This is a genomic window from Xanthomonas graminis pv. graminis (assembly GCF_030168915.1).
GTDB lineage: Bacteria > Pseudomonadota > Gammaproteobacteria > Xanthomonadales > Xanthomonadaceae > Xanthomonas_A > Xanthomonas_A translucens.
Genome location: NZ_CP076255.1, coordinates 1,336,788 through 1,355,232, shown reverse-complemented (window position 1 = coordinate 1,355,232; position 18,445 = coordinate 1,336,788). Strand labels below are relative to the sequence as shown.

Sequence of the window (18,445 nt, the reverse complement as noted above, 5' to 3'; positions counted from 1 at the left end):
GCGGCAACGCAGCGTCGGCGCGTGGGCCAGCTCTGCAAGGAACGAGCGCTTCTGCGCAGCGCCCGATCGCGCCGCTCAGGCCTGCCGTGGCGCGAACATGATCACCGCCATGCCCAGCAGGCACAGGCCGGCGCCGAGCAGGTCCCAGCGCGTGGGCCGGATCGACTGCACCGCCCACAGCCACAGCAACGCCACCGCGATGTACACACCGCCGTACGCGGCATAGACGCGGCCGCTGGCCTCCGGGTGCAGGCTCAGCAGCCATACGAACGCAGCCAGGCAGGCCGCCGCCGGCAGCAACAGCCACGCGCTGCCGCGCTCGCGCAGCCACAGGTACGGCAGGTAGCAGCCGACGATCTCGGCCAGCGCGGTCAGCACGAACAGCAGCAGCGTCTTCACGGCGCCGCGTCGCGTTCCTGGCGCTTGGCACGCTGCCAGTATGCTTCCTGCTGCTGCAGCGACAAGCCGTCCAGCGTGCCGCCGTCGTGCCGCGCCAGCTGCTCCATCGCGCGGAAACGGCGTTCGAATTTCTGGTTGGCATGGCGCAGCGCAGCGCCGACATCGACCTGGGCGTGGCGCGCGAGGTTGGCGCAGACGAACAACAGATCGCCGATCTCGTCCTGCAGCCGCGCCTGGTTGTCCTGCACCGCGCCGCGTGCGAATTCCGCGCGCACTTCCTCCAACTCTTCCTGCACCTTGTCCAGCACCGGCTCCGGCTGCGGCCAGTCGAAGCCGACCCGCGCCGCGCGCGCCTGCAGCTTCACCGCGCGCTGCCATTCCGGCAGGCCGCGCGCGATCCCGGCCAGCGCCGAATCGTCGGTCTTGCCGGCCGCGGCGCGCTCGCTGCGCTTGATCTGTTCCCAGTTCAGCGTCTGTTGCCCGGCGTCGGCGACCTGGCTGTCGCCGAACACGTGCGGATGCCGGCGCACCATCTTGTCGCAGATCGCGGTCACCACGTCGTCGAAGCCGAAGGCGCCCTGCTCGCGCGCCATCTGCGCATGGAACACCACCTGCAGCAGCAGGTCGCCGAGTTCGTCCTTCAGTTCGCCCAGGTCGTTGCGGTCGATCGCGTCGGCGACTTCGTACGCCTCTTCGATCGTGTACGCGGCGATGCTGGCGAAATCCTGTTCCAGGTCCCAGGGGCAGCCGTGCTCGCGATCGCGCAGGCGCGCCATGATCTCGAGCAGGGCGGGAAGGTCGTAGCGGGCTGCGGTCACGTGCGGGTTCCGATGCGACGGCAACGGCGCCGCCTGTCGGTTAGTTTGGCAGAGCGGCGCGCACGATGAGCGGTCGGCGGTGTGGCGAGCGGCGATACGGCGCATGCAAACGGCGATGCCGTCATCGCGCCTGGCGACCGAGTCGCGCGTTGCGGCGGCGTCAGCCGCGACGCCGCCTTGCAGGCCACCGCCGCTGCCGGCGGCAGCGTCCGCTCAGCCCAGCCAGGTCCGCCAAGGCAGCGTGGGATCGCCCAGCGCCAGGAAATCGCCGTTGAGCAGCGATGCGCGGCGGTTGTAGCGGAACGGCTTGCCGGTCGCGGCGGCGAGCAGCGTGCCGCCGGCGGCCTGCAGCACGCATTGGCCGGCGGCGGTGTCCCATTCGGAGGTCGGGCCGAAGCGCGGGTACACGTCCAGCTCGCCATCGGCGATGCGGCAGAACTTCAGCGACGAGCCCTGCGCGATCACTTCGGTCTCGCCCATGCGCAGCAGCAGCGCGTCGGTGCGCGGATCGCGGTGCGAGCGGCTGGCCGCCACCCGCAACGGCGCGCGGGCCGGCCGCCGCGTGTTCAGCGCGGTGTCGCGGAAACCGTCGCGGCGGTACGCCTGCTCGCCGCGCACCGCGTGCCAGACGCGGCCATCGACCGGCGCCTGGACCACGCCGAACACCGGCGCGCCCTGGTGGATCAGCGCGATGTTGACGCTGAACTCGCCATTGCGCTTGACGAACTCGCGGGTGCCGTCGAGCGGGTCCACCAGCCAGTAGCTGGTCCAGTGCTCGCGTACGTCCCACGGGATCTGCGCCGACTCCTCGGACAGCACCGGCAGGTCGGGGGTCAGCCGTTCCAGGCCTTCGACGATGATCCGGTGCGCGGCCAGGTCGGCCTGGGTCAGCGGACTGGCGTCGGCCTTGTGCTCGACGTCGAAGCTGGTGGCGTAGACCGCCATGATCGCCGCGGCGGCGTCGATGGCGATGGCGATGACGGTTTCGCGCAGGTCGGCGGTGATGCGGATCATCCGGCACGACCCAGCCACTCGCGGGCGATGAACAGCGCCGCCAGCGAACGCCCTTCGGAAAAATCCTCACGCAACATCAATCGATCCAGTTCAGCCAGTTTCCAGGGCACCACTTCTAGTTCCTCCGGCTCGTCGCCGGCCAGTTTTTCGGGATAGAGGTCTTGCGCGAGCACCAGCCAGGACTGGTGGCTCATATAGGTCGGTGCCAGGGTCATCGCGCGCAGCACCTGCAGCTGCCGCGCGCCGTAGCCGGCCTCTTCCTTGAGTTCGCGGTCGGCTGCCTGCAGCGGCGTCTCGCCCGCGTCGATGCGGCCCTTGACCAGGCCCAGCTCGTAGCGGTGCACGCCGGCGGCGTACTCGCGCACCAGCAGCACGGTCTGCGCGTCCAGCATCGGCACCACCACCACCGCGCCGTGGCCGGGGGATGTGAGCCGGTGGAATACGCGCCGTTCGCCGTTGCTGAACTCCAGGTCCAACTCCTCGACCTTGCGCTCGATCGCGGACTCGCCGCGCTCGCGCAAGGCATGGATGATCGGCAATGGACGGCTCACGCCGGCAGCCCGCGGCGCGTTGCAGCGTCGGCCGATAGAATGCACGGAGCGAAGAACCTGTTCATGAGCGCGAAATGCTAACAGACCTGACTGCATCACAGACTGCCGCTGCATGGCGGCAACGCGACCTGGCCGTGCTGTGGCACCCCTGCACGCAGATGCGCGAGCATCCGCACACCCTGCCGCTGCTGCCGATCGCCCGCGGCGAAGGCGCCTGGCTGATCGATCACGAAGGCAACCGCTACCTGGATGCGGTGAGCAGCTGGTGGACCAATCTGTTCGGCCACAGCGAGCCGCGCATCGCCGCGGCCATCGCCGCGCAGGCCACCCAGCTGGAACAGGTGATGCTGGCCGGCTTCAGCCACGCGCCGGCGGTGGAACTGGCCGAGCAATTGCTGGCGCTGGCGCCGCGCCAGGACGGGCGCGCGCCGCTGGCCAAGGTGTTCTACGCCGACAACGGTTCGGCCGGGGTCGAAGTGGCGCTGAAGATGGCCTTCCACTATTTCCACAACCGCGGCGAGACCCGCCGCACCCGCTTCGTCGCGCTGGAGAACGGCTACCACGGCGAAACCATCGGCGCGCTGGCGGTCGGCGACATTCCGCTGTACCGGCGGGTGTACGCGCCGCTGCTGTGCGAAGCGCTGTTCGCGCCCTCGCCCGACGCCTACCTGGCCGCGCCGGGACAGAGCGCGCGGCAGCGTGCCGATGCCGCCGCCGATGCGCTGGCCGACCTGTTCGACCGCCATCCCGGCGAGATCTGCGCGGTGATCCTGGAGCCGCGCCTGCAATGCGCCGGCGGCATGCGCATGCACGATCCAGCCTACCTGCGCCGCGCGCGCGAACTGTGCGACGCCAACGGCGCGTTCCTGATCGCCGACGAAATCGCCACCGGCTTCGGCCGCACCGGCACCCTGTTCGCCTGCGAGCAGGCCGGGGTGATGCCGGACCTGCTGTGCCTGTCCAAGGGCCTGACCGGCGGTTTCCTGCCGCTGTCGGCGGTACTGACCACGCAACACTTATATGACGCCTTCCTCGACGACAGCCGCGAGCGCGCCTTCCTGCATTCGCACAGCTACACCGGCAATCCGCTGGCCTGCGCTGCGGCGCTGGCCTGCCTGCGGATCTTCCAGCAGGACGACGTGATCGCGCGCAACCGCAGCACCGCCGAAACCCTGCGCGCGCTGTCGGCGCCGTTCAACGACCACCCGCACGTGGCCGACGTGCGCCAGGCCGGGATGGTGGTGGCGTTCGAGCTGACCCGCAATGGCGACAAGCGCACCCCGTTCGCGGCCGGCGCACGGGTCGGCCTGTGCGCGTACCGCGCCGCGCTGCAGCGTGGCGTGGTGCTGCGCCCGCTGGGCGACGTGCTGTACTGGATGCCGCCGTACTGCGTGGACGATGCGCAACTGGCGCTGCTCGCCGAGACCACCCTGGCCGCGATCGACGAAGCCGTGGCATGCGCCTGACCCGCTGCCATGTCGAGTTGCCGTTGCGCGAAGGCGAGGACCTGGTGTTGCCCGAGGACGTGGCCGGGCACCTGCTGCGCGTGCTGCGGCTGCGCGAGGGCGACCGCTGCGTGCTGTTCAACGGCGACGGCTGCGACTACGGCGCCGAACTGCTGCAGGTCGGCAAGCGCGGCGCCAGCGCGCGGATCGGCGCGGCGCAGCCGGTAGACAACGAATCGCCGCTGGCGATCACCCTGCTGCAGGGCGTGGCGCGCGGCGAGAAAATGGACCTGATCCTGCAGAAGGCGACCGAACTGGGCGTGGCCGCGATCGTGCCGGTCTGGGCCGAGCGCACCGAAGTGAAGCTGGATGCGGCGCGCACGGACAAGCGCGTGGCGCACTGGCGCAGCGTCGTGGTCGCGGCCTGCGAACAGTCCGGCCGCGCGCGCGTGCCCGGCCTGGCCGCGCCGCTGGCGCTAGCCGACGCCGCCGCTGCCGTGGCCGGCGCACAACTGAAGCTCACCCTCGATCCGCAAGGCGAACAGCGGCTGCGCACGCTGGACATCGCCGGCAACGCGGCGACGATCGCGATCGGCCCGGAAGGCGGCTGGTCGCCGCGCGACCGTGCCGCGCTGCACGCCGCCGGCTTCGCCGGACTGCGCCTGGGTCCGCGCATCCTGCGCACCGAAACCGCCGGCCTGGCCGCGATCGCCGCGTTGCAGGCGCGCTGCGGCGACCTGTGAACCGGCGTACGCAATCGCGTGGACAGCGATGCACACCGGTGCGCGCCGGCCGCACCGCCGACGCAGCGCGGAGCGTCGATGCCGCTGTAAAACAGCGCTTTTCTTAGCGTTTCTTTAACGGCGATGCGCGTTGACAACGAAGGACAGGCGCGACACAGTCGGCGCTCCTGAGCCATCGCGCGGGGTGCCTCCGGTTTGAACCGGCGCAACGAACGACACGGCCCGTCGCCGCACGGTCGCCTGTCCGCACAAGCCACGCACGCGCTGCCGCGTGCGCCATCCGCCGCTGCCGCGCCCATGTGCGGCGCGGGCACGCCGGTACGCCATGGCCGCGATGCCCACACGCCGCCTGCACCGTTCGCGTGCATGCACGCCCCGCTTCCTGTGTTCGATTCGTCCATCGCGCTGCATCCGGGCCGATGGCGTCACTTGCCCGCCGCCACGCCGGTGGGCCTTTCGCGTCCTGCGCCCCTTTCGGAGACCGCCCGCTTGAACCACATCCGCCTCGCTCCCCTGGCCTTCGCCGTCGCCGGCATTCTGGCCGTACCCGCCAGCGCGCTCGCCCAGCAAGTCCCCATGCAACAGGGCGACGCCGCCCCCACGCCGCCCGCCGCTGACGCCAACGCCCCGGCCTCGTCTGCGGTGCAGGAACTGGATGCGGTCAAGGTCACCGGCTACCGCGCCAGCCTGCAGAAATCGCTCAACATCAAGCGCAATGCCGATGCCATCGTCGATGCGATCTCGGCCGAGGACGTCGGCAAGTTTCCCGCGGCCAACGTCGCCGAATCGCTGTCGCACCTGCCCGGGGTCAGCGTCGATCGCCAGTTCGGCGAAGGCGAGAAGGTCTCGATCCTGGGCACCGATCCGGCGCTGAACCGGGTGCTGCTCAACGGCCAGAGCATCGCCTCCACCAGTTGGGGCGGCGATCCGAACAATCCGGACAGCCGCTCGTTCAACTATTCGCTGCTGGCGCCGGAGGTGATCGGCAACGCCGAGGTGTACAAGAGCCCGCAGGCCAGCATCGACGAAGGCAGTCTCGGCGGCACCGTGATCCTGCACACGCGCAAGCCGCTGGAACTGGACAAGAACCTGCTGACCGGCAGCGTCAGCTACGGGTACAACGACCGCTCCGAAGACGGCAAGCCCAACGCCGCGCTGCTGTACAACTGGAAGAACGACGCCGGCACGCTCGGCGTGCTGGGCTCGGTGATGCACTCGGAGCGCGCGCTGCGCCGCGACGGCGTGGAGATCTTCGGCTACAGCGACATCCAGGGCGCCGGCTTCCCCGACGCGGTCGCCGCCGGCAAGCAAGGGGTCTACCCCACCGCGATCAACAGCGCGCTGTTCACCCAGACGCGCAAGCGCGACGGCGTCACCGGCGCGCTGCAGTGGAAGCCGAACGACGCCTTCGAACTGACCTACACCGGCCTGTACGTCGAGGAGACCTTCGACAACATCAACCAGAGCCGTTACGCCAATTTCATCCCGGCCAATGCCACCGCGCTGGACGTGACCGATGGCGTCGCCACCTCCGGCGCCTATGGCGACAACGCCGAAACCATCCTCGATTCGTACGTGCGCAAGACCACGGTCAAGACCAGCAGCAACACCTTGCGCGGCGACTGGCACGGCGACGGCTGGAACGTCTCCGGCCAGGTCGGCGCGACCCGCTCGGCCGGCGGCGCCGATCGCATCTACGGCCTCACCTTCCGCGGCAACGGCGGCTACGACTACGCCATCGACCACCGCAACGTCGGCGTGGACTACGCGGTGCCGCCGTCGGCGCTGGATACGATGTCGGTGCTCGGCGCCACCGTGAATCGCTATCCGAACCTGGACAAGGAGCGCTACGCGCAACTGGACTTCGACCACGACGTGGACTGGGGGCCGATCACCAAGCTGCGCGCCGGGGTCAAGGCCACGCGCCACAGCACCGCGCAGGACATGTACTACGACAGCTTTCCCGCCGACCCGAACACCACGCTGGGCGCGGTCTATGGCGGCAACACGCCCGGCGGCTACCTGGACGGCCTGTCGGTCAGCGACGACATGCGCCACTGGCCGCGGCAAAGCCCGGACGCGCTGGTCGGCTACGTCGGCGGCCTGCCCGGCAGCGACACGCTCGCGCCCAGCTACGGCAGCAGTTTCGATGTGGTCGAGCGCAACCGCGCCGCTTACCTGCAGGCGGATTTTTCCGGCGACAGCTACCGCGGCAACATCGGCGTGCGCTACGTCAACACCCGCGACGCGATCGGCGGCTACCAGTACGACGGCAGCGCCTATGCGCCGGTGCGCTACAACACCTCCTACGGCGAATGGCTACCGTCGCTGAATTTCGCCTACGACCTGTCCGACGCGCTGATCCTGCGCGTGGCCGCGGCCAAGGTGATCGCGCGGCCGCGCTATGCCGACCTCACGCCCTACGTCAACGCCGACGACAACAAGCTCACCGCCAGCAGCGGCAATCCGGCGCTGGACCCGTACCGCTCCACCAACTACGGCGCCTCGCTGGAATGGTATTTCGCGCCCAACAGCGTGCTCTCCGGCGAGCTGTTCTACCGCGATATCTCCAACTACATCCTTCAGACCCTGGTGCAGCAACCGCTGCACAACAACACCTACGACCGCGAGGACATCTACGAGGTGACGCTGCCGCAGAATTCCGGCGCGGCCAAGGTCAAGGGCGTGTCGCTGAGCTACCAGCAGGAACTGGGCGGCGGCTTCGGCGTGGCGGCGAACTACACCTACTCCAAGGCCGATACCCAAGGCGACTACAACCTGCCCTACAACTCCAAGAACAGCTACAACCTCAGCCCCTACTTCGAGAACGGGCCATGGGAGGCGCGGCTGACCCTGGGCTGGCGCTCGGCCTACTTCACCCAGATCGGGCGCCTGGGCGCCAACCAGATGACCGATGGCTTCACCCAGCTCGATGCGTCGGTGTCGTATGCCATCACCGACAAGGTCAAGCTGCAGCTGGAAGGCACCAACCTGCTCGACCAGACCTACTACAGCTACGTCGGCCAGGAGAGCCAGCCCTACTATCTGTACAAGAACGGGCGCGGCTACATGCTCAGCGTGCACTTCACGCTATAACCGCGGCGATGGCGGCGGCCGCACGGGCCGCCGCTGTTGTCGCAGGCATCGGCGCTCCGCGGGCTCGTCATCGCGGCACCAGCGAGCGTCGCTGCGACGGCGCTTGCGGTCGCTACCGGCGGCTTCGCGACCGCTTCGTCTTTCTGTCGCGGCTGAAGCCGCTCCTACAGAAGCCGCACCGCTCGCTCCTGTAGGAGCGGCTTCAGCCGCGACAGGAGAACGGCAACGCCGATGATGCCCTATCGCACAGATTCCGGACGCGAGGTTTTCCAGTGTCTTTTCAGCGGCGGAGGACGATCCCCGACACGCCGCGCGGCGCGATGCCATGTTCCCATCTCACCAACGCAGCCCGCGCGCCGCGAGCACTAGCGCTGCTGCTGCAGAAACCAGTTCGCCGCGCCGATCACCCCGAGCTGGCCGTGCTCGACCAGCTTCACCGGGATCTGCTCCAACGCTGGCCGCATCGCGCCCTTGTTCAAGTAGCGCTCGACGAAGCTGCTGGCGGCCAGGAACGCGCCGATCTGCGGCAGGAAGCCGCCGGCCAGATAGATGCCACTCTGGATACCGTACAGCAGCGCCATGTCACCGACCACGCTGCCGAGCAGGCCGCAGAACGCCGACAGCGCGTCGTGCGCCAGCGGATCGTTGCCGCCCAGCGCCGCCGCGGTGACCTCGCTGGGCGCGGCATGCGCCGGCGCGGCATCGTGCAGCTCGCACAACACATTATAGAGATTGAGCAGGCCAGGACCGGACAGCAGGTGCTCCACCGGCACGTAGCTGCGCGTGCGCAACAGCCGCTGCGCGATCGCCATTTCCAGCTCGCTGCCGACCGGCAGGGCCGCGTGGCCGGCCTCGGTGGCCAGCACCACCGCGCCGCCGTTGGTCGGGATCCACACGGCCGCGCCGAGTCCGGTCCCGGGGCCGATCACCAGCGCCGGTCCGCGCTGCGCCTTGCGCGGGCCGGTCAGGTGCAGCACTTCGCTGGCGTCCATCGACGAGGCCGCATAGGCCACCGCCTCGAAATCGTTGACCAGGTGCAGCGCCTGCATGCCCAGGCGCTCGCGGATCTCCGGCGGCGACAGGGTCCATGGCAGATTGGTGGTGATCACCCTGCCGTCTTCCAGCGCATAGCCGGCGCTGGCGATCACGCCGCGGGTCGGCGCCGGGCCGGGCACGCCGGACAGGAACTCGCCGATGATCTCGGTCAGGCCCGGATAGTCGGCGCAACGGTACTTGCGGTAGTCCAGCAGCTTGACCGCCTGCACCTCGCTCCCGGCATCGCCGCGCTCGACCAGGCCGATGCGGACATGGGTACCACCGACATCGGCGGCGATGAAAGACTCGGCGCGCGGCTCAGCCGCTGCAACTGGTGTACTGCTTGCGGACACGTATTCTCCCGTTGCGCCCGACGGGGGCGCACGCCAATTGGCCTGTTGATCGATCGAGTGTCAGACCATCTTGACAACGTTGTCAAGATCAATTTCACCCGAATGTCGCTCTGCTGTCACGGCCTGCACAATAAGCGATCGCGAGGGATTCGTCGCCCCATTCCGACAGGCCACCGGCATTGCCGACGGAACGTCAGAACGGCGGGGCGAACCTGCAAAATTTCGCCGCAATGCACAAATTTTGCGACGCGGGTCTGATTGAGTGGCGGCTACCGGCCGCTGCATCGATCATCGTGAAGGCCCACTCCAGGCGCTGCCCGCATAGGAATTTCCTTTTCAGGACAAGCACCTACGCATCATACCGAACGCCTTGCCGGTTCATCTTCACGCGACGCCGTCGCAGCCGTGCCGATAATTGTCAAAATATCGTGAAACAGGTGTTGACAACGCTGTCAGCGCTATTCCAGACTCAAGTCGCACACAAGTTTTACAACCGCAAGACACGCCACGCAGCGGAAGCGGAACGGCACGCGCCGGGGACGTTCCTGGCGGCGGCCCGCAGCGGAAGACGAACAGCTCCAAACACGGCGCACACGAACGGGGAGATCCCTGCCCATGCACCGGACATCTGCAACATGCACTGCTTTGCTGGACTTGGTGTCACCCAACAGGAAACAAGGAAGGACCGGCGCCCTCGGTGCCGCCGGCGGCCACTTCCGCGTCAACGACCGGACGACGCGCACCGAAACGCGATACGCGCCCCCACCGCGAGGTGGCGCGCAGTCAACAGGCCGGGCAGCGGCCAGCACGCCGGAATATCGGTTGGCACCTCATGCCCATGTACTAACCCAGAGGTTTAGCCAATGAATAGCCGCACCACCACGTTAGCCATCAGCATCATGGCCGCGCTGTACCTGTCCGGTAATGCAATGGCGCAGGAAGCACCCGCTTCCAGCGCGCAATCCAGGAACTGGACACGATCACCGTCACCGGCTACCGCGCCTCGCTGGAGAAGAGCCAGTCGGTCAAGCGCTCGGCCAACTCCATCGTCGATGCGATCAGCGCCGAGGACATCGGCAAGTTCCCGGACACCAATGCCGCCGAGTCGCTGGCGCACCTGCCGGGCATCAGCGTGGACCGCCAGTTCGGCGAAGGCGAGAAGGTCAGCATCAACGGCACCGACCCGGCGCTGAACCGCGTGCTGCTCAACGGCCAGACCATCGCCTCCGGCGACTGGGGCGGCAACCCATCCGACACCAGCGGCCGCACCTTCAACTACACCCTGCTGTCGCCGGAAATCATCGGCCTGATGGAGGTCTACAAGACCCCGGAAGCGCGCATCGACGAAGGCTCGATCGGCGGCACCGTGATCGTGAACACCCGCAAGCCGCTGGACCTGCCGAAGAACACCATCCGCGGCTCGGTCGGCTACAACTACAACGACCGCTCCAAGGACGGCAACCCGCGCGGCTCGGCGCTGTGGAGCTGGAAGAACGACGACGAGACCTTCGGCGCGTTGATCTCCGCCACCCACGACAAGCAGGACATCTCGCGCGCCGGCATCGAATACTTCGGCTACACCACCGGGGCCAACATTCCGCGCACCGCCACCATCACCGGCGACGGCAGCGACGTGGCCACCGCCCGCGTGCCGGCCGGCATCAGCAGCGCGTTCTTCCAGCAGACCCGCGAGCGCAACGGCCTGCAGGCTGCGTTGCAGTGGAAGCCGGACGCGCAGAACGAAGTCAACCTGACAGGCATCTACATCAAGGGCAAGTACAACAACTACAGCCAGGCGCGCTATGTGTGCCCGGCATGCTCATCTCCCGCCGCCGATGGCTCGCTTGACGAAAATGGGAAGCCGGTTCAAATCAGCAACATCCGCCTGATCGACAGGGCAACCGTCCAGAATGGAGTGGTCACCTCCGCGAATTTCGCGGATAACGGACTAGCCCAACCTTATTCCCAGATGGACACCAACTACCGCGAAAGCACCGTCACCACCAAGAGCCTGAACCTGCGCCACGACTGGTCGGGCGAAAAGTGGGTGTTCACCACCCAGGTCGGCGATACCCAGGCCACCGGCGGCAAGAGCCCCGAGTACCTGATGAAGTACCTGATGCAGGACGGCGGCTACAACTACGCCTTCGACGGCTCGCACACCGCGGTGAACTATGACAACGGCGGTGCCGCCAACTGGACGCTGCCGGGCAATGCCGCCGGGCTGCCGGCAGGCTCGACGGCGGACGGCGTGATGCAGGCGGGCGGCATCTACTACCAGAAGAGCAAGGACGAAGAAAAATACTTCCAGTGGGATGCGGCGCGCGACCTGCAATGGGGCCCGTTCACCAAACTGCAGTTCGGCTACAAGTACATCAACCACAACAACGGCGTGGATGCACGCGGCAACCGCATCAACACCACCGACCCGATCTCGCTGACCCAGTTCAATCCCGGCACCACACCGAGCGGCCTTTACGACGGCCTGGGCGCCAGCGGCGATCTGACCACCTGGCCGACCGCCAACCTGAATGCCGTCCGCCGCTATCTGCTGGCGCAGCCGCAGGGCCCCTACAGCACCGCTTACGACGCCTCGTTCGATGTGAAGGAAATCACCCAGAACGCCTACACCCAACTGAACTTCGAGTCGGGCCAATGGCGCGGCAATGTCGGCGTGCGTCTGCTCGACACCACCGACAAGTCGGAATATTGGCAGAGCCAGGATAATAACGTCACGTTTTCGCCTGTTGCCGAAACCCACGAGTACCGCAAGGCGCTGCCGAGCTTCAACGTGGCCTACGACCTGGCCGACGACGCCGTGCTGCGCTTCTCGGCCGCCAAGGTCATGGCACGCCCGCGCTACGCCGACCTGGCCGGTTCGTTCACGGTCAGCAGCGGCAACGGCAACCTGACCGGCAGCGGCGGCAACCCGGACCTCAAGCCGTACGAGTCCACCAACTACGACCTGGCGGCCGAGTGGTATTTCGCCCCGTCCAGCATGCTGTCGGGCGAGGTGTTCTACCGCGACATCAGCTCCTACATCGTGAGCACCACGGTTGCCGAGCAGCGGCCGAAGACCCCGTTGAACCCGGAAGGCGTTTATCAGGTCACCACCCCGACCAACGCCTCCAACGCCAAGGTCAAGGGCGCATCGATCAACTACCAGCAGACCTTGGGCCTGGGCTTCGGGTTGCAGGCGAACTACACGTTCGCCAAATCCGATGCGAGCTCCGGCCTGAACCTGCCCTACCTGTCGCGCGACACCTACAACGTGATTCCGTATTGGGAACACGGCGACTGGACGGTGCGCGTGAACTACAGCTACCGCTCCAAGTACTTCACCCAGATCGGCCGCCTGGGATCGGAAGACTTCGCAGACAGCTACAAGCAGCTGGACTTGACCGCCTCGTATCAGATCACCGACTACATGGGCATCACCTTCGGCGCCACCAATCTGCTGGATTCCACCTATCGCTTGTACAGCGGCAGCAAGGACACCCCGACCGCGTTCTACAAGAACGGGCGTGGTTACACCGCGCAGCTCAACTTCAAGTTCTGATGTAGCACTGGCGGCGCGCCACCGACTCTCCACGGTGGCGCGCCCTTTTTTTGCCCGGCGGTTGCTTTGCGCCGGCATCGCGTTTTCTGCAGAGGAGTGCAGTTCCATGACGTCCGAGACCCGCCTGCGCGCGGACCGATCCCGCCACGCCGGAGCTGTACGCACGACTCTGGCAAGCAGCTTCTCCCTCATTCTCGCGTTGGCGGCCATGCCCGCCTGCGCCGCGGATGCGCCGTCGCCGACCGCGCCCACCGCCACCACCCTCAGCCCCGAACAGATCGACCAGCAGTGGCTGCAGGCCACCGCCAAGTACGCGCCCGAACGCGCGCGACTGGTGCGCGAAGCCGATTCCGGCGCGCGCAAGGGACCGTTCCGCCCGGACTGGACCTCGCTGAAGCACTACCGGTCGCCCAGCTGGTACGACAACGCCAAGTTCGGCATCTTCATCCACTGGGGCGTGTTCTCGGTGCCGGCCTTCGGCAACGAGTGGTACTCGCGCAACATGTACCAACCCGACGCCAAGGACAGCCAGGACTACGCGCACCACCGCGAAACCTACGGTCCGCAGTCCACCTTCGGCTACAAGGACCTGATCCCGCTGTTCACTGCGCCCAAGTTCGATCCGCAGGGCTGGGCCACGCTGTTCCGCGAGGCCGGCGCGCGCTACGTGGTGCCGGTGGCCGAACACCACGACGGCTTCGCGATGTACGACTCGCAACTGTCGGACTGGACCGCGACCAAGATGGGGCCCAAGCGCGACGTGATCGGCGAGCTGTCCAAGGCGATCCGCGCGCAGGGCATGCACTTCGGCCTGTCCTCGCACCGCGCCGAGCACAACTGGTTCTTCGACGGCGGCCGCACGTTCGACTCGGACGTCAACGATCCGCGCTACGCCGGCCTGTACGGGCCGGCGCAGATCCGCTTGCCGGGCAAGGACGATGCCGACGTCGTCAACGACTGGACGCCGGTGTCGCAGGCGTGGCTGGACGACTGGCTGGCGCGCACCACCGAGCTGATCGACCGCTATGACCCGGAGCTGATCTACTTCGACTGGTGGATCGCGCACCCGACCTTCCGCAGCACCTTGCCGACCATGCTGTCGTACTACTACAACCACGGCGCCGCGCGCGGCGACGGGGTGGTGGTGAACTACAAGCTCGGCGCGTTCCCGGAAGGCGCCGGCACGCTGGACATCGAGCGCGGCCAGCTCACCGGCATCCACCCGACCCACTGGCAGACCGACACCTCGGTCAGCAACGCGTCGTGGGGCTACGTGGAGAACGACACCTACAAGACCCCGACCTTCATCGTGCACATGCTGGTGGACGTGGTCAGCAAGAACGGCAACCTGATGCTCAACATCGGCCCGCGCGCCGACGGCTCGATCCCCGACACCGAGCGCGACATCCTGCTGTCGATCGGCAAGTGGCTGAAGACCAACGGCGAGGCGATCTACGACAGCCAGCCGTGGCGCACCTATGGCGAAGGCCCGACCGAAGTGGTCGGCGGCACCTTCCAGGACACCAAGACCAAGCCCTACACCGCCGAGGATTTCCGCTTCACCACCGGCCACGGCGCGCTGTACGCGATCGAACTGGGCTGGCCGGCCGGCGGCAAGGCGGTGATCCGCTCGCTCACGCCCGCCGACGGCGTGCGCGGCGTGACCCTGCTCGCCACCGGCAAGCAGGTGCCGTTCGAACAGCGCGCCGACGGCCTGCACCTGACCCTGCCGGCCAAGCCGGCCGGCGAACACGCCTACGTGTTCCGCATCGACCTGCCCTCCCCCACTTCCACCCGCTGACGGATATTCCCCCGATGATGAAGCGATTCGCAGGGCTGCTGCTTGCCCTGGCCATGGTCTGTCCCCCGGCCATGGCCAAGACCCCGACCGCGCTGTTCTATCTGATGAGCACGCAGAAATCGACCAACGCGTTCCTGGCCAACGTCGACAAGATCGACGTGGTGGTGCCGACCTGGTACGGCGTGGACCAGAACGGCCTGGTCAACGGCACCCCCAACGCGTACATCTACGACATCGCCAAGCGCAAGCAGCTGCGGGTGATGCCGATCCTGTCGATGACCACCGGCCGCGACGGCTTCCACAAGCTGATGCACGACGAGGATGCGAAAAAGCGCATGATCGCCTCGCTGCTGATCCACGGCAAAAAGAACGGCTACTACGGCTTCCAGTTCGATTTCGAGAACATCGCCTGGACCGACCGCGACGCCTACTCGCTGATGGTCAAGCAGACCGCCGACGCGCTGCACAAGGCCGGCCTGAAGATGTCGGTGGCGGTGGTGCCGAACGCGCCGGGCTACGCCGAGGGCGGGCCGTTCTCCAAGTGGATGTGGGAATACTGGCGCGGCGCCTACGACCTGAAGGCGCTCGGCCAGGCCGTGGACCTGGTCAGCCTGATGACCTACGACCAGCACACCCGCTGGACCACGCCCGGCCCGGTCGACGGCATGCTGTGGATGAAGAAGCACCTGGACTACGCGCTGACCCAGGTGCCGAAGGACAAGCTGTCGCTGGGCATCGCCACCTACGGCTACCGCTGGTATACCGGCAACCCGGTCAAGGCCGACGGCACCGAAGCCTCCAACATCTCCGCCGACTACATCGACGCCGACGAATCCTTCCCGCTGGCGATCGAGCAGAACGCCACCGTGCAGTGGGATGCGCAGGAGCAGGAGTCGTGGTTCTATTTCTACCGCGACGACATGCGCGAATGGGTGTTCCGCCCGGATGCGCGCAGCTTCCGCGCGCGCTACGACCTGGTCAAGGCATACGGCCTGGAAGGCTTCAGCTGCTGGGTGCTGGGCGCCGAGGATCCGAAGGTGTGGGACGAGCTGCCGACCGCATCGCGCTGATCCGTTACGCGCCGATCCACTACGATAGGCGTCCGCACAGCACGAGGTAGACCGAATGATTGCAGCAGGTGCACGCCAGCGAACGCCACACCGCCCGACGACCGCCCCGGCGGGCGCCGCGGCGGCATCCCGCACCACGTGGCTGGGGCTTGCCCTGTTCGCCCTCAGCGCCGTGCTCAGCGGCTGCAACCGCGACGCGCCCGCCGCCGCGGACACCGCCAAGCCCGCTCCGGCCCCCGCGCCGGCCCCGGCTGCAGCGAAGCCGGAGAGCACCGCGCCGTTGCCGCTGATCCCGGCACCGGCGCAGGCCAAGCGCGGCAGCGCCACGCTGACCATCGGCACCGGCAGCACGCTGTCGGTGCCGACCGACGACGAGGCAGCCATGCGCGTGGCCCGGCAACTGGCCACGCTGCTGGAAAGCACCCGCGGCCTGTCGCTGGAGGTGCGCGCCGAGACCATTCCGGCCAACGGCGCCATCCGCCTGCAGATGAACCCCAACGCCCCGGTGGAAGCGCCGGAAGGCTACGGGCTGGACGTGGACGGCAGCACCATGCTGATCCAGGCGCGCGACGAGCGCGGCCTGTTCTACGGCGCCATGAGCGCCTGGCAGCTGCTCACCCCCGACGCCGGCAAGGGCGAAGTGGACGTGCCCGAGGTCAAGATCCGCGACTGGCCGCGCTTCGGCTGGCGCGGCCTGCTGCTCGACGTGGCCCGCCACTTCCACGGCCCGGACACGGTCAAGCACGTCATCGACGCGATGGCCGAGCACAAGCTCAACGTGCTGCACCTGCACCTGACCGACGACCAGGGCTGGCGCATCGAGATCAAGCGCTATCCCAAGCTCACCGAGATCGGCGCCTGGCGTACCCCGCCCGGCGCCGGCACGCAGGGCGTGCCCGACCGCTACGGCGGTTTCTACACCCAGGACCAGATCCGCGACCTGGTCGCCTACGCCGCCGCGCGGCACATCACCATCGTGCCGGAGCTGGACATGCCCGGACACGCGCAGGCGGCGGTGGCGGCATACCCGGAACTGGTCGGCGTGACCCGGCAGCGGCCGAAGGTGTCGGTGGACTGGGGCGTCAATCCCTATCTGTTCAATACCGACGCAAAGAGCATGACCTTCATCCAGGGCGTGCTCGACGAAGTGCTGCAGCTGTTCCCCTCGCAGTACATCCACATCGGCGGCGACGAAGCGGTCAAGGACCAGTGGGAGCGGTCGCCGGCGGTGCGCGCGCAGATGCGCAAGCTCGGGGTCAAGGACGCGCACGCGATGCAGGGCTGGTTCAACCAGCAGCTGTCCGATTACCTGACCAAGCACGACCGGCGCCTGATCGGCTGGGACGAGATCCTGGAAGGCGGCCTGCCGGCCAGCGCGTCGGTGATGTCCTGGCGCGGCGTCGATGGCGCGGTGGCCGCGGCCAAGCAGGGCCACGACGTGGTGCTGGTGCCGGCCGGCTGGCTGTACCTGGACAACCTGCAGAGCGCGCGCAACGACGAGCCCAACGGCCGACTGGCGGTGCTGCCGCTGCAGAAGGTCTACGAGTTCGATCCGGTCCCGGCCGCGCTCAGCGCCGAGGAAGCCAAGCACGTGCTCGGCGCGCAGGCCGCGCTGTGGACCGAATACATCCCCTCGGCCTGGCATATCGACCATGCGCTGTTCCCGCGCCTGAGCGCGCTGGCCGAAGCGGCGTGGTCGCCGATGGCGGTGCGCGGCTGGGACGGCTTCCTGCAGCGCCTGCCGGCGCAGCTCAACCGCTATCGCGCGCTGGGCATCGACTACGGCGACGGCGCGTTCGCGCCGGACATCGCCATCCAGGGCGGCGACAACGCGGCGCTGGACAGCGGCAAGGCCAGCATCGCGCTCGGCAACCAGGCCAGGTTCGGCAGCTTCCGCTACACCACCGACGGCAGCGAGCCCAAGGCCGATTCGCCGCGCTACACCAAGCCGTTCGACGTGACCCTGCCGGTCACCGTGCGCGCGGCCACCTTCGCCGACGACGGCAGCGTGCTGGCCGCCCCGCGCACCCGCATCCTCGACCGCCCCGGCCTGCTCAGCCGCGACACCCAGGGCCTGAGTTCCTGCGCCGACGGCAGCCTGGGCCTGCGCGTGCCGCTGCTGCCGGACCTGCCGGGCAAGGACACGCCGGTGTTCAACATCGACCTGTTCGGCAGCTGCTGGCGCTACGCCGACGCGCGCCTGGACGGCATCGCCCGCATCCGCATCGATGCGGCGCGGCTGGCGCGCAACTACGGGCTGGCGCACGAGCAGGCCAAGGTCAAGCAGTACCCGGCCAAGACTGCGCACGGCGAACTGGAAGTGCGCCTGGGCGACTGCAAGGGCAAGCTGCTGGCGCGGATCCCGCTGCCGGGCGGCAAGGCGCTGGGCGAGCAGTTCTCGCTGGAAGCGCCGCTGCCCAAGCAGACCGGCACGCACGACCTGTGCCTGCGCTCGACCGCCCGCAGCAACGGCCCCTACTACGCCATCGGCGCCGTCCACCTGATCGAAACCACCGCGCAGGCGCCCCCCGCCGCCGCGCGTTGACCCTGGAGACCCACGC

General features: G+C 68.0%; 11 protein-coding genes and 1 pseudogene. 7 read left to right on the top strand and 5 right to left on the bottom strand.

Features of this window, described 5'->3' with window-relative positions; translation table 11 throughout:
• Window positions 1-75: 75 nt before the first annotated feature.
• The 4 genes from KHF85_RS05855 to nudE form a co-directional block, all read right to left on the bottom strand.
• A complete protein-coding gene (locus KHF85_RS05855; RefSeq protein WP_284568864.1) occupies window positions 76-399 on the bottom strand; it encodes a YnfA family protein in 324 nt (107 codons plus the stop codon).
• Window positions 396-1,241: a nucleoside triphosphate pyrophosphohydrolase gene (gene mazG / locus KHF85_RS05850; protein WP_409976693.1), complete on the bottom strand. Its 846-nt coding sequence runs from the start codon at window positions 1,239-1,241 to the stop codon at window positions 396-398. Before mazG ends, KHF85_RS05855 begins: the two co-directional genes overlap by 4 nt.
• 189 nt (window positions 1,242-1,430) lie before the next feature.
• Entirely contained in the window at window positions 1,431-2,231 is an 801-nt protein-coding gene (cysQ, locus tag KHF85_RS05845; RefSeq protein ID WP_284568863.1) for a 3'(2'),5'-bisphosphate nucleotidase CysQ, read from the bottom strand.
• Complete coding sequence (gene nudE / locus KHF85_RS05840) at window positions 2,228-2,782, bottom strand: ADP compounds hydrolase NudE (protein ID WP_064539587.1); 555 nt, start codon at window positions 2,780-2,782, stop codon at window positions 2,228-2,230. The genes cysQ and nudE overlap by 4 nt, the downstream gene beginning before the upstream one ends.
• Before the next feature lie 74 nt (window positions 2,783-2,856).
• Here nudE and bioA point away from each other — a divergent pair, with 74 nt between their 5' ends.
• The 3 genes from bioA to KHF85_RS05825 all read left to right on the top strand — a co-directional run bounded on the left by bioA (window position 2,857) and on the right by KHF85_RS05825 (window position 8,066).
• Window positions 2,857-4,248 carry an adenosylmethionine--8-amino-7-oxononanoate transaminase gene (gene bioA / locus KHF85_RS05835; RefSeq protein WP_284568862.1) on the top strand — a complete coding sequence of 464 codons (1,392 nt, stop codon included), beginning with the start codon at window positions 2,857-2,859 and terminating at the stop codon, window positions 4,246-4,248.
• The gene (locus tag KHF85_RS05830) at window positions 4,239-4,970 is read left to right on the top strand and encodes a 16S rRNA (uracil(1498)-N(3))-methyltransferase (protein ID WP_284568861.1); all 732 of its coding nucleotides are present in this window, start codon (window positions 4,239-4,241) and stop codon (window positions 4,968-4,970) included. The genes bioA and KHF85_RS05830 overlap by 10 nt, the downstream gene beginning before the upstream one ends.
• A 489-nt stretch (window positions 4,971-5,459) precedes the next feature.
• Window positions 5,460-8,066 carry a TonB-dependent receptor gene (locus KHF85_RS05825; RefSeq protein WP_409976664.1) on the top strand — a complete coding sequence of 869 codons (2,607 nt, stop codon included), beginning with the start codon at window positions 5,460-5,462 and terminating at the stop codon, window positions 8,064-8,066.
• 365 nt (window positions 8,067-8,431) lie between these two features.
• On the opposite strand, the gene KHF85_RS05820 is transcribed toward KHF85_RS05825, so the two are convergent.
• Entirely contained in the window at window positions 8,432-9,454 is a 1,023-nt protein-coding gene (locus tag KHF85_RS05820) for a glucokinase family protein (protein WP_284568860.1), read from the bottom strand.
• Window positions 9,455-10,317: 863 nt separating this feature from the next.
• On the opposite strand from KHF85_RS05820, the pseudogene KHF85_RS05815 reads away from it, so the two are divergent.
• The 4 genes and pseudogenes from KHF85_RS05815 (at window position 10,318) to KHF85_RS05800 (ending at window position 18,429) form a co-directional block, all read left to right on the top strand.
• Window positions 10,318-13,013: pseudogene (locus tag KHF85_RS05815) on the top strand (TonB-dependent receptor).
• A 106-nt stretch (window positions 13,014-13,119) separates the two neighbouring features.
• Window positions 13,120-14,814: an alpha-L-fucosidase gene (locus tag KHF85_RS05810; RefSeq protein ID WP_284568859.1), complete on the top strand. Its 1,695-nt coding sequence runs from the start codon at window positions 13,120-13,122 to the stop codon at window positions 14,812-14,814.
• Between the two features lie 14 nt (window positions 14,815-14,828).
• On the top strand, window positions 14,829-15,884 hold the full coding sequence (locus KHF85_RS05805) for a glycosyl hydrolase family 18 protein (protein WP_284568858.1): 1,056 nt from the start codon (window positions 14,829-14,831) through the stop codon (window positions 15,882-15,884).
• A 55-nt stretch (window positions 15,885-15,939) separates the two neighbouring features.
• Entirely contained in the window at window positions 15,940-18,429 is a 2,490-nt protein-coding gene (locus KHF85_RS05800) for a family 20 glycosylhydrolase (RefSeq protein WP_284568857.1), read from the top strand.
• Window positions 18,430-18,445 lie beyond the last annotated feature (16 nt).

Excerpts from the sequence above, each read along its gene's own strand:
- KHF85_RS05810 (WP_284568859.1), top strand. The coding sequence starts at position 13,120 with ATGACGTCCGAGACCCGCCTGCGCGCGGACCGATCCCGCCACGCCGGA.
- bioA (WP_284568862.1), top strand. The coding sequence starts at position 2,857 with ATGCTAACAGACCTGACTGCATCACAGACTGCCGCTGCATGGCGGCAA.
- KHF85_RS05830 (WP_284568861.1), top strand. The coding sequence starts at position 4,239 with ATGCGCCTGACCCGCTGCCATGTCGAGTTGCCGTTGCGCGAAGGCGAG.
- cysQ (WP_284568863.1), bottom strand. The coding sequence starts at position 2,231 with ATGATCCGCATCACCGCCGACCTGCGCGAAACCGTCATCGCCATCGCC.
- KHF85_RS05800 (WP_284568857.1), top strand. The coding sequence starts at position 15,940 with ATGATTGCAGCAGGTGCACGCCAGCGAACGCCACACCGCCCGACGACC.
- KHF85_RS05805 (WP_284568858.1), top strand. The coding sequence starts at position 14,829 with ATGATGAAGCGATTCGCAGGGCTGCTGCTTGCCCTGGCCATGGTCTGT.